Origin of the sequence: Clostridium lamae (assembly GCF_033043255.1) — a bacterium.
GTDB lineage: Bacteria > Bacillota > Clostridia > Clostridiales > Clostridiaceae > Clostridium > Clostridium lamae.
The window spans coordinates 62,703-75,832 of sequence record NZ_JASCQJ010000008.1 but is presented as its reverse complement, the minus strand read 5'-3'; the positions used below and the strand labels follow the sequence as shown (position 1 = coordinate 75,832).

Genomic DNA, 13,130 nt, shown 5'->3' with positions numbered 1-13,130 from the left:
TCATCAGTTGCAAAGTATTCTCTTAAGTCCAAATATAATGTATAATAAGAATATAAATTATTATGCAATATTTTTAAAAGGCGCACTTTATAATAAGCCTAATAAAAGGCTTTTAAAAAATTAATTATTCAGTTTTCTTTAGCTCAAATAAATGCTTACCAGTTCGTCCCGATTGGATTTTTCTATGCATTTTATTTATGTTGTGAGCCATAGCATGTAGTGTACTCTTCGTTAAAACATTTCTTTGACCACGACACATAAATCTTCTTTTCTTTCACGATTAAATTTTCTCGAGATTTCAAATTCGTAGTTCTTTTTTCTAAAGATGTTTTAAAATTAATTCCCTTAATGAATTTGCTTTTATAGTTGCAATTACTGCAATCTTCACATTCTTTTACAATGTCGGCTGTTGGCTAATTTAATTGCTAGGCTTTCCATATTCTTTATAACAGCTTTTTTCCAAACAGAAGCATATTTATTTGTTTATCAGAAAATGAGCTGTTCATTAATTTTTAGTACAAAAGTCCCATTTAAATTCAAAAAAGGAAAAAATGACCATAATTTTCCATTTCCCGATAAAAAGGAAATAAAATGTTATTTTTAAAAAAAGATAATTATATTAATATGATTATATTATAATTAGTATATAACAATAACAATAATATTATTAATCTCGTACAAGTTGTATATTAAATAATATTAAATACTATCATTAAATAATAAATACTACTTTAACAAGGCTTTTAATTCTATTAATAATAGGTTTATTAGCACATACTTTAAGAAGAAAAAATCACAGGTAATTAACAACTATTATGGTTAAACTAATATAAAATATATTGATTTTAAATATTGTAAGTCTTAAATTGATATATTCATATATAAAAATATAATTATATATAAATATATCAATAGTGAAAATGGGGGGGAATAGTATTGAATATAAGGTATATAGAAATATTAAATTTATTAAGTAATTCTAAAAGCGATATAAGCGTTGAGAATTTAGCTAAAAGGTTTAGTGTTTCAAATAGAATGATCAGGTATGATATTGATGTAATTAATAGTTATTTAAGGGAAAATAATATTAAAGAAATAGATAAAAAACCTAATTCGTCATTAAAGTTTTTTTTAACTCAAGGGGAAAAAGAAAAAGTAGTAAAGCTAATAAATAGTATAGGTATTAAAGGTTATATATTCTCAACTGAAGAGAGAATTGGAATAATACTATATGAAATATTAAGCTCAAGTAAGGGATTTAGTTATAATTATTTTGAAGAGAAGCTATCTGTAAGTAAGACAACTTTATCAAATGATATGAAAAAAGTGAAGTTATGGCTCAAAGATTTTAATATAGAAATTAATAAGGTTTCAAATAAGGGCTGTGGAATCAAAGGAACTGAAAGAGACATAAGGAAAGCTATGATTAGTTTACTTATTGATACAAATATAAATAATATTATTGATAACTTACATAAGATATATAATTATAAAAATAGTAAAACTTTAACTAGAATTAATGGATTATGTACGAATGAAGAAAATATGGAGTTTATAAGAGATATTATTAAAGATTTAGAAAAAGAAGTTGGAGTGTTTTCTGAAGAAGATTTTTTTTATCTAGTTGTTGCTTTATTTGTAATCATACGTAGATCCGATAAAATGTCAGTTAGTAAAGAAAATAATAATTTATGTTTAAATTATAAAAGGGAATATGAATCAGTTGTAAAACTTGCAGATAAAATAAAAGATAAGTTTTCTATAGTTTTGGGATATGAAGAAATTAATATGCTTACTAGAAAAATATTATCTGCAAGCAAAATTGAAGGAAATATACTTAAATCAAAAGATTATTTAGAGGCTTGTCATATAGCAGGAACGATTATGGATAATTTAAGAATAACCTTTGGTAGTGATTTTAGAATGGATGATAAATTATTCGAAAGTTTTATTAATCATTTGAAAAGTTTAATATTCAGACTTAAATATAACGTAATATGTAAAAACCCTTTATTATTAACTATAATGAGTAATTTTGAAAAAGATTTTAATTTAGTAAAAGAAGCGACTATTTTTTTGGGGGACAAGTATAATTGTGTATTAAGTGATGCTGAGGTAGGTCATATAGTAATGTATGTTGAAGCAACTATAGAAAAAACTAAAAATGAAGATATTAGAAAAAATAAAAATATATTGATAGTTTGTTCTGATAGTTTTGCTACTGGAAGATTATTAGAAGCCAAATTAAGAAGAAGTTTTGATATTAACATAGTCGACTTTACATCTATACACAATATAAGTAGTGTATTAAAAGGTAAAGAGAAAATTGATTATATAATTTCCACAGTTGATATAGAGCAAGATTACAATACACCTATTATAATGGTATCTGAGTTCTTAGATAATGAAGATAAAAGGCGTTTGAAAGAATACTTATATATAAAAGATCTTAAAATATATAAAAATTAGATCAATAAAGGATAAATAAAAAATATATGTGTGGTATATATGGAGGATATTGGAAAAAATGGTTAATTTAATAAGAATATTGATAAGTGTGTAATTGCCTTAGTGGAGAAATTACTCTATTAAGGCTTTTAATTAAGAGCTTTATTTTTTTAATAAGAATGGAATAATTAATATTAAAAAGTTATAATTATCTAAATTAAAATATTCAGAATATTTGGACAATATAAGATTGAAGCTTTACATAATCTTATTAAATATTTTAATATTTGTACTATTCATTGGAGGAGATAAGGGTGGAAGACCAATTTATGAGCTTAGAGCAATTTTTAGGTATATTAAGAAAAAGAATAAGGCTAATATTGTTAACAATATTAGTATTTACAGTGATTTCCATAGTGCTTAGCTTTTATGTAATAAATCCTAAGTATGAAGCAACTACTAAATTTTTTATAGGAAAAGAATTTAGTGAAGAAGAAAAATATTATAACCAAAGTGATGTAATAATGTATCAAAATTTAATTAAGACTTATTCAGAAATAATAAAAACACCAGATATTATATTGAATAGTATAGAAAAATCTAAAATAAGTTCAGAGGTTAAAGATGTCACTAATAGATTAGAGGTTGTAGCTATTGCTGATACACAAATATTAGAAGTTAGGTATAGAAGCATAGATCCTACAGAATCTAGAAAGTTAGTTAATAATCTTACTAATGAATTTATTAAGATATCAAGAGAGCTAGTTCCTAATGGAAGTGTAAAGATTATCCAAAAGGTAAGAGTTTCAAACGAACCAGTAACACCAAATAAACCAATAAATATTTTAATTGGAGTATTTTCTGGAATAGTTGTAGGTTTATTAATAGCCTTTATTGCTGAAAGCTTAGATAAGAAAATAAGAAGTAAAGAGGAATTAGAAAATATTATAGATATACCTATTATTGGAATACTTCCTTTGATAGAAAAATAGGGAGGGGTATATATGCTTGAAGTAGAAAAGAAATCTACATCGATAATTGCAGAAAGTTTTAGAAAGTTAAAGACTAATATTCAATATTCATCCTTAGATAAAAAATGTAAGGTTATAGCAATAACTAGTTCAAAACCTGGAGAGGGTAAGACTTTTGTATCATCAAATTTAGCATTAACTTTATCAGAAGGAAATAGAAAGGTTATATTGATAGATTGTGATTTTAGAAATCCAAACATCCATAGAAAATTCAATATATCTAATATTACAGGCTTATCAGAGACATTACTAGATAAAGAAAATTTTAATATAGCTATTAGAAAATATAGTGAGAATTTTGTAATAATAACTTCTGGAAATATGCCACCTAACCCATCAGAAACCTTAGCATCAGAAAGAATGGCAGAGTTTTTAGAAGAACTTAAAGAAAAATATGATTATATTATTTTAGATACTCCTCCATTATTAGTAGTAAGTGACCCACAAGTAATATCAATTAAGGCTGATGGAACTATTTTAGTTGTAAGAGTAGGAAATACTAAAAAATATGAAATTCAAGAGTCTTATAAAATATTGAAGAGTATTAATGCAAATGTTGTTGGAACTATATTAAATGGAATGAAGAATGAGGATAAAAAATATTACGGAAAGTATTACGTTAAGTAGGAGAGTTGTTTATGTATATAGCAGTTGTTGGGGTTGGCTATGTTGGATTAGTTACAGGATTATGTTTAGCTGAAAAAGGACATAGTGTAACTTGTATAGATATAGATAAGGATAAAATAGAAGATTTAAATAAAGGTAGAGTTCCTATTTATGAAGAAGGCTTAGAAGAATTATTATATAGGAATTTATTATTTGGAAGAATTAAGTTTACCACTTATTATAAAGAGGTTTACAAAGAAGCTGAAGCTGTATTTATTGCGGTTGGAACACCTGAAAGAGAAGATGGGTCTGCTAACTTAGAGTATGTATTTAATGCATGCTTGGATATAGCTGAAAATTTAGAGAAGGATTCATTAATTGTTGTTAAATCTACAGTACCTATAGGAACTAATGATAGGATAGAAAATCTTATAAAAGAGAATTTAAAAAAAGATGTACAAGTTATTGTAGCATCTAATCCGGAATTTTTATCTCAAGGGACTGCCATAAAAAACACTTTATATGGCGATAGAATAATAATTGGAGTTGAATCTAAGAAGGCAGAGGATATATTAACAGAGATATATAGACCTTTTAATCAACCTATAATATGTGTTAATAGAAGAAGTGCAGAAATGATAAAATATGCCTCAAATGATTTTCTAGCTCTAAAAATAAGCTTTATTAATGAGATAGCTAATATATGTGAAATAGTTGGAGCGGATATAGGAGAAGTTGTACAAGGCATGAGTTATGATTCTAGAATTGGGAATAAATTTCTTAATGCTGGAATCGGCTATGGAGGATCATGTTTTCCAAAGGATACAAAAGCATTGCATTGGTTAGCAAATGATAATGGATATGAGATAAAAACAATAAAGGCAGCAATAGAGGTTAATGAAAGTCAGAAATTGAAATTATTTAGACTAGCTAAAAATCGGTTTAAATCATTAAGGGGAAAAAGAATTGCAATTCTTGGTTTAGCTTTCAAACCTAATACTGATGATCTAAGAGAAGCACCATCAATATTTAATATAAGAAGGTTATTAGAAGAAGGGGCGATTATAACAGCATTTGACCCAATTGCAATAGATAATTTTAAGAAGATTATAAGTGAAGGTATTATATTTACAACTAAGATTGAGGAAGCGTTAATGGGAGCTGATTTAGCATTTATTTTTACAGAATGGGATGAAATTAAAGCTATAACATTAGATACCTATAGAGAGTTTATGAATGAACCTATTATTTTCGATGGCAGAAACTGCTATGACTTAGAAGAGATAATCAGTAAAAAAGTCGATTATTATTCAATAGGAAGAAAAGTAATTTTAAATTATTCTTCCAAGCAATTAATAAATAAGTAAATAAAGTTGGTGGTTATATGAAAAAAATTTGTTTTATAGCTTCAACAGGGGGGCATTTAGATCAACTTATGATGCTAAGCGTAATTATGGAAAAATACAATAGCTTTATTGTTACTGAAAAAACTACGTATAGTACCATAAAAAGTATAAATAAAATGTATTATATACATCAAGTAAATAGAGCAGAAAAGCTATGGACATTTAAGATGATGATTAATACATTTATAAGTATATATATATTCCTGATTCAAAGACCTGATTTAGTAATTTCTACTGGTGCCTTAGCTACTATTCCAATGTGCTTAATTTCAAAGGTATTTAGAAAGAAACTTATATTTATTGAATCTTTTGCTAAGATTAATACTCCGACATTGACAGGGAAATTACTCTATAAATTTGCAGATGAATTTTATGTTCAATGGGAAGATATGATTAAGGTTTATCCAAAGGCAGTGTATAAGGGGGGGATATATTGAAGCGGCTTTTAAGAAGGGTTTGTTGTTATTTACCAGATATGATTGTAATGCAATTAGATAACTTAAGAACCTATGGCAGATTATTAAATCTTGAAAATCCAAAATATTATGGAGAAAAAATTCAATGGATAAAGGCTAGAGGGAATATTGAGAGGTATAGGGATTTAGTAGATAAATATTTAGTTAGAGATTATATAAGGGATACAATAGGCGATGAGTATTTGCCTAAAATAATTGGTGTATATGATAAAGAGGATGAGATTGATTATAGTAAGTTACCACAGAAATTTTTTTTAAAGCTAAATGATGGCTCAGATAGGAATATTGTTTGTAGGAATAAAGACTTACTTGATATAAAAAAAACTAATAAGAAGCTTAGAGCGTTATTAGAAGAAGATTATTATAAATATACTAAAGAACCTCAATATAGAGGAATAAAGAAAAAAATTATATGCGAGGAATATCTAGAAGATAAAAATGGGAAATTAGTAGAATATAACTTACATTGTTTTTCAGGTAAAGCAAAGATAATAGAAGTTCATATTGATAGAAATACAGACTATAGTGAAGGATTTTTTTCAATTGATTGGGAAAAACTTGAATTTAAAGGAAAAGCAAAGAATGTTTCAAGGGAAATAGAAAGACCAAAGTTTTTAGAAAAATTAATTAGTTTTGCAGAAATTTTAGCTAAGGACTTAGAATATGTAAGAGTTGACTTTAATGCAGTTGATGAAAAACTATATTTTAGCGAATTAACTTTTACTCCTGCAAATGGTACTGATAGGTTTCATCCTCTAGAATATGATTTAAAAATTGCTGGACTTATAAATTTAAATAAATACAATAAACCTTTAGTATTAGGAGGCAATAATGAGTAGAAGGAGTGAAGATTAGTGAGCATCCCTAAAATAATACATTATTGTTGGTTTGGTGGAAAGAAAAAGCCAGATTTAGTAGAGAAGTGCATTGATTCGTGGAAATATTATTTAAAAGATTATGAAATAATGGAATGGAATGAGGAAAATTTTCCTATTAAAAATTTTAAATTTGCAAATGACACTTATAAGGATGGAAAGTGGGCTTTTCTAGCAGATTATTGTAGACTGTGGGCACTATATAACTATGGTGGAATATATTTAGATACTGATATGGAGGTACTGAAACCTTTAAATGATTTCTTAGAGCATTCTTCTTTTGGAGGGCTAGAGGATTACGAGATTAACATGGCAATTTGGGGATGTGAAAAGTATGACAGGTTTATTTCAGAAGTTTTAAAGTATTATAATAATCTGAATTATGAGGATTATAAAGAAAAACTTAGTGAATTAGCAATTCCAATTCATCTTACTATAATTGCAAAACATCTAGGGTATAAAGCAATTAACAATAAGGTCTCATATTTTTATGATGGGGTAGCAATTTACCCTAAGGAATATTTCTATCCTAAAAGACATTCTTGGCAAGAACCAATAATTACTGACAATACCTATACTATTCATCATTATGAAGGCACTTGGAGAAAACCACATCAGATATTTAGATCTAAGTTAAAAGGAAAAATATTGAGTTTTATTAGAGGTTTTAAATGAGTAAAGTTATGATTAGCATTATTTTACCTATATATAATGTGGAAAAATATTTACAAGAGTGTCTAGAGAGTATTTTAAATCAAAGTTATAAGGATTATGAGCTTATTATTGTAGATGATGGCTCTAAAGATAACAGCCTTAAAATTGTAAACTCTTATAAGGAGAAATTTAAAAACTTAGTAATTTTAACTCAAGAAAATAAAGGGGTATCAGTAGCAAGGAATTTAGCTTTAAGCTATGCGAATGGAGATTATATATCATTTGTTGATTCTGATGATTTTTTAGATGAAAAGATGTTAGAGAAAGTAATGAAAATAGCTTTAAAAACAGATGCAGAGATAGTTATTACTAATTACTATCTTTATTATAACAAAGAGAATATTATTAAGTTTTTGAAGGACATGCCTTATTTTGGTTTTTATGATAGCTCTGAAATAATAGACATGATGCTTAAATATAAAATTCAAGGACAACTTTGGAATAAGATATTTAAAAGAAGTTTACTAAATGATAATGGTTTTGAATTTGAGAGAGGAAGATATATTCAAGATATATTTCCAGTTTTTAAAATCATTTATAATGCTAAGAAAATAGCTTATATTGATAAAGCATTATATTTTTATAGGCAAAGGGAAGGATCAACCGTTCATAAAAAGAATGAAAAACTTACAGAAGATTATTATTATGCAATGCAATGCGTTATTAATTATATAGAAGAAAAACAAATTAATGTTAGTAAGAATAGCCTTAGGATATTTAAAATTTATGTATTGTCCTATTTTATTTATCATTATACTAATGAAAATATAAGAAACAGCTATAAGACGTATAAGAAATCACATTATAAAGATTTAAATATTTGTATAAAAGAGTTTTTATTTCTTAAGGAAGTTTATGTAAGGGATAAGTTAAGAATAGTTCTATGGAAATTAGGAATATTTAATTATTTAAAGAAAGTAAAGAAAAGTTATGAGTAATAAAAAAATTTTAAAAAATTATCTTTATAACATTGTATATGAATGCCTAATATTAATATTACCATTTATAACGGCTTCCTATATTTCTAGAGTACTAGGAGTTAATGGCGTAGGGGGAAGTGACTATACTTCATCCTTTGCAGTACTGTTTTCTTCTTTTGCAAAGTTAGGAATAGATAGATATGGAAGTAAACATATAGCTTTTAAAAGGGAATCTAAAACAACAATGAGTGAAACCTTTTGGAATATATGGAGTTTACAAGTATGCTCAAGCTTGATAGCAACAGTAGTATATATCATATTTTTTCTTACCTTAGGTAAATCATTAAAACTATTATTTTTACTTCAATTACCAATATTATTATCAGCCATTTTAGATATAAGTTGGTTTTATATAGGTCTTGAAAATTTTAAAAAGATAGTAGTTAGGAATACAGTAATTAGAGTTATATGTGTAATTTTAATTTTAACTTTTGTAAAGAGCTATGATGATATTGGAATATATATTTTAATAAATTCTACAGCAAGTTTTTTAGGTAGTCTTACTTATTGGATATCTATATTTAAACATGTTAATAAACTTGATATTTCAAGGCTTAACATAAAACCCTTTATAAAAGAATCCATTGTATATTTTATACCACAAATATGCATACAGCTTTATACTGTGGCAGATCAAATTATTGTAGGTTCATTAACTAGTATAACTGAAATTGGATACTATTCTCAAAGTTTAAAGGTCCCTAGGATGTCATTAGCTTTTATTACATCTTTAAGTACCGTCTTAATGCCTACAATAGCAAATTTATATGAGAAAAATAATACTGAGAGGATAGAAAGGTATTTAAAAAAGTCCTTACAAATTACTATTTGTATTGGAGTATTTGGAGCAAGTTCTATGGCAGCAGTAGCTAATAAGTTTATTCCATTATTTTTTGGAGAAGAATTTACTTTAATAACTCCATATATGATGACAATTAGTTTAATAGCCATAATTATACCTGTGGGATTAGTATTTTCTAATCAATATATAGTACCTACTAACAAAAATAAAGAGTATATCATTCCAATTATTTCTGCGGCTTTAGTAAGTTTGATTTCAAACTTTATACTAATACCGATAATTGGAATAACAGGGGCTGTAGTTGCAGTTATCTTATCAGAGTTAACTTCTACAACCTTAAAAGTAATTTTAGTACAGAAGTACTTGGATATAAGATTACTTTTTAAAAAAAGCAATATTTATTTTTTATTTGGGTTAGTTAATTTTATTTTGGTAAATTTTATTACTTCTTTACTTAAGACTAATATAGTGTCTTTATTAATTAGTTGTGGATTATGCTTTGTATTTTATGGAACATTAATGATTATTATTAATAATCCTATTAAGGAGGAGTTATATGATATTTATAACAGTTGGCACTCAAAGATTTCAATTCAATAGATTACTTATCGAAATAGATAAGTTGATTGAAGAAAATAAAATAAATGAAGAGGTATTTGCACAAATAGGATATAGCACATATAGGCCTAAAAACTATAAGTTTAAGGAATTTATAAATAAAGAAGAATATGAAGAGGCTCTAAAAAATTCTGATATAGTTATAACTCATGGAGGAACTGGAACAATAATTAAAGCTATAAAATTAAGAAAAAGAATAATAGCCATTCCTAGGCTTAAGGATTTTAAAGAACATGTAGATAATCATCAAATAGAAATAATTTCTGAGTTTAGCGAGATTGGATTCTTAAAGAAGATTAAAGACTTAAAGGATTTATGCTTTGAGATTGAAGCAATAAAAAATTTTGAAATTAAAGATTATATTTCTAACACAAATAATATAATTTCTGAAATTGAAAAGTATATAGAAGGAGAAGTTTAGTTTGAACATTTTATATGTAAATAGTTCAACTCACTTAGGTGGAGATACTAAATGTATTTTAAAACTTTGCAAAGAGCTTAAAAATAACAATAAGCTAGTGTTAGCAAGTGCTGGAGGTAAGCTTTTGCAAGAATTTCTTAAGATAGGAGTTAAGCATTATAAAGTAAAGGATCCAAGCTTAACTAATATTTTCAGTATATTATGGAATATTGTTAAGACAATAAAGATAGTAAGAAAGGAAAATATAGAGTTAATCCATAGTCATCATAGATTAACTACTCTAATTTCTAAGATAGCTTCATTTTTTACAGGGGTAAAGGTCATACACACTCAGCACCTATGTATAGAAGATAAGTTTTTTTTTACTAGATTAGCTCTTAAAAATATTGATGTTATTTCAGTTAGTAATTCTGTAAAGAAAGTTTTAGTTGAAAAGTGTAAGTTAGATAAAAAAAGAATTACAACAATATATAATACTGTAGAAATAAAAGAAGAGAATAAAAGTGTAGATAAGGTATTAGTGGATAATAAGAAGAGGTTTTTCACAGTAGCTCAAATTAGCAGAATTGTTGATTATAAGGGAGTATATGATTTTGTTGATGTAGCAAAAGAAGTTACTAAAACTAATAAAAATATTAAATTCTTCTTAATTGGAGAGGGTGAAGAATTGGAAGGACTAAAAGAATATATAAATAATAATAGCTTGAATGAAGATATATACCTTTTAGGTAGCAAGGATAACATAATAGACCATTTAAAATATATAGATGTAGTTTTATTATGTTCATATGTTGAGGGGCTTCCGCTAGTGCCTTTAGAATCATTTTCTCAAAGGGTTCCTGTTATAGCAACTAATATTCCAGGCACCAATGAGGAAGTAATTAATGGATTTAATGGATATTTAGTTCCTTTGAAAGATATAAAAGCTTTTAGTAGCAGGATAAATCAGCTATATGAGGATAAAGTTTTATATAAATCCTTGAAAAAAGGTGCTTATAGAACTTTTGCTATAAATTTTACAAAAGAAAAATACATTTTATCTCACTTAGAGATTTATAAGAAAATTTTAAAAAGTAGTAGATAGTATGTTGTCATATAAAAGAATAAGTGAGGAATGTTATGGATAAAGATGCCTATGCTAAAGCTATTTTAAACATTAATGAAAAACTAATATTATTTTTATTCTTTTGCATAGTTATTATAAGCCAAGGAATAAGAGGTTACTTAAATAATTTGACAGGTACAATCATACTTAATTATCATATAATTCCTATAGCAATAATTATCTTTATATTCGTAAGTAAAAACAATAAATTTAGTAAGAGTAGTATTATTATTTTTATATCTATAGGATCTATTATTTTTATAGGATATATAAAAAATAGATATAGCCTTTCAGATTTATTTAGAACTGTAATAGGCTTTATAGCCCCATTAATTATATTGTTACTAGATTATAGACAGATAAGAATGAATTTAATTTTTCCTAAAATAGTTAAAAGTTTAAATATATTTATTTATGTAGCTTTTATTGCTCAGGTTTTTATGTCTATAAATATAGGGCGAACTGGTGGTATTATTGGACATCCATTAACTGCAGGTTGGTATTATGCAATATTTATAAGCTTTAATATAATCTTCAATAAATTTTTTAAAAGGAAAAGTGATGCTTTAATAATTCTAGATATAATTATTGCTTTAATTGGAACAGTTTTGGCAGCAGGAAGGATATCATTATTCTCAGTTCTACTATTAAGTGTAATATATGCATTTTCATGTTGTAGAAGAAGAAGCATCCCTTATTTTATATTACCACTTATCATTATAATATTTTTAACGACTCCAATTGTAGATAAATATATATGGGATAAGTTTAAGGAAGCAGCAGCTTGGGGAGACGTAACTAATGGACGCTTGCTTGGCATTAGAGAAATGCAATTCTACAATAGGTATCCTTCCTTTCTAATAGGAAGAGGGATAGGAAATTCAAATTATGTTAGTCAATATGTTTTGGGAGTAGTTAATTTTGAAAATCCAATTTTAATGTTTTCTTATGATTATGGAATTTTTTCAACTATATTATTAATAATATTAGTAATCTTAAAGCCTATTATTAACTTTATAAGAGAAAGGAACTATATTATAACAATTGCTTTTATTCCACTACTTATTATACCTTTTACTTATAATGGCCTGGCAGAAACTGTTGGGATATTCATTATATTGATATTTATTATATATATATTTCTATCTCTAAACTCTTATATTTCTACTAAAAAACATATTAGATAGAAATGCTTCATAATTTATAGCACACAAGTTTAAAAACTGTCCATTAGTATATAAGGAGATGTATGATATTAAAATCACAAGTTATTAATAATAATTATGATGATGGAGAAGCAATGTAAAATTTGGAGCTGTCGCACAATGTAAAATAAATAATTAAAAATGATTTAAATCTGTATAAAAAAAATATAAAAAATATTTAAAAAATATTTAAAAAATGATTGACTATTGGAAATGTTTACGTTATCATAATCAATGTAAACGTTGAGTGTAACTGTTAATTCAGGCAAGATCAATGTCTTATTAGGCATTGGTCTTTTTATATTCAAAAACTAAATTTACAAAAAATAAAATAGGAAGGAGAATTAATTTAGAGAGTATAAAAACAAAAGATATATAAGAAACAAATGTTAAAGTTTTGGTGTACAAGTCACTTGTACATTAAAAAGGGTGAGAAATTGCAA

12 protein-coding genes are annotated in these 13,130 nt (G+C 25.9%); all 12 read left to right on the top strand.

Annotated elements, in window-relative coordinates:
• Positions 1–936: 936 nt before the first annotated feature.
• The 12 genes from QK892_RS06265 to QK892_RS06210 all read left to right on the top strand — a co-directional run bounded on the left by QK892_RS06265 (position 937) and on the right by QK892_RS06210 (position 12,669).
• Complete coding sequence (locus QK892_RS06265; protein WP_317272681.1) at positions 937–2,469, top strand: BglG family transcription antiterminator; 1,533 nt, start codon at positions 937–939, stop codon at positions 2,467–2,469.
• Between the two features lie 293 nt (positions 2,470–2,762).
• Positions 2,763–3,440, top strand: a complete 678-nt coding sequence (locus QK892_RS06260) for a YveK family protein (protein ID WP_317272680.1) — start codon at positions 2,763–2,765, stop codon at positions 3,438–3,440.
• A 12-nt stretch (positions 3,441–3,452) separates the two neighbouring features.
• A complete protein-coding gene (locus QK892_RS06255) occupies positions 3,453–4,106 on the top strand; it encodes a CpsD/CapB family tyrosine-protein kinase (protein WP_317272679.1) in 654 nt (217 codons plus the stop codon).
• A gap of 11 nt (positions 4,107–4,117) precedes the next feature.
• Complete coding sequence (locus tag QK892_RS06250) at positions 4,118–5,452, top strand: UDP-glucose dehydrogenase family protein (protein WP_317272678.1); 1,335 nt, start codon at positions 4,118–4,120, stop codon at positions 5,450–5,452.
• Between the two features lie 17 nt (positions 5,453–5,469).
• The gene (gene pssD / locus QK892_RS06245; protein ID WP_317272677.1) at positions 5,470–5,928 is read left to right on the top strand and encodes a PssD/Cps14F family polysaccharide biosynthesis glycosyltransferase; all 459 of its coding nucleotides are present in this window, start codon (positions 5,470–5,472) and stop codon (positions 5,926–5,928) included.
• Positions 5,925–6,806 (top strand): ATP-grasp fold amidoligase family protein, encoded by an 882-nt coding sequence (locus tag QK892_RS06240; protein ID WP_317272676.1) that lies wholly within the window; start codon positions 5,925–5,927, stop codon positions 6,804–6,806. Before pssD ends, QK892_RS06240 begins: the two co-directional genes overlap by 4 nt.
• Positions 6,807–6,821: 15 nt before the next feature.
• Complete coding sequence (locus tag QK892_RS06235) at positions 6,822–7,517, top strand: glycosyltransferase family 32 protein (RefSeq protein ID WP_317272675.1); 696 nt, start codon at positions 6,822–6,824, stop codon at positions 7,515–7,517.
• Complete coding sequence (locus QK892_RS06230) at positions 7,514–8,494, top strand: glycosyltransferase (RefSeq protein ID WP_317272674.1); 981 nt, start codon at positions 7,514–7,516, stop codon at positions 8,492–8,494. The genes QK892_RS06235 and QK892_RS06230 overlap by 4 nt, the downstream gene beginning before the upstream one ends.
• Positions 8,487–9,938, top strand: coding sequence for an oligosaccharide flippase family protein (locus QK892_RS06225; RefSeq protein ID WP_317272673.1), 1,452 nt, complete (start codon positions 8,487–8,489; stop codon positions 9,936–9,938). Before QK892_RS06230 ends, QK892_RS06225 begins: the two co-directional genes overlap by 8 nt.
• Positions 9,895–10,377: a PssE/Cps14G family polysaccharide biosynthesis glycosyltransferase gene (pssE, locus tag QK892_RS06220; protein WP_317272672.1), complete on the top strand. Its 483-nt coding sequence runs from the start codon at positions 9,895–9,897 to the stop codon at positions 10,375–10,377. The genes QK892_RS06225 and pssE overlap by 44 nt, the downstream gene beginning before the upstream one ends.
• Position 10,378: 1 nt before the next feature.
• Positions 10,379–11,461: a glycosyltransferase gene (locus QK892_RS06215; RefSeq protein ID WP_317272671.1), complete on the top strand. Its 1,083-nt coding sequence runs from the start codon at positions 10,379–10,381 to the stop codon at positions 11,459–11,461.
• Positions 11,462–11,496: 35 nt separating this feature from the next.
• Positions 11,497–12,669, top strand: coding sequence for a hypothetical protein (locus tag QK892_RS06210; RefSeq protein WP_317272670.1), 1,173 nt, complete (start codon positions 11,497–11,499; stop codon positions 12,667–12,669).
• Positions 12,670–13,130 lie beyond the last annotated feature (461 nt).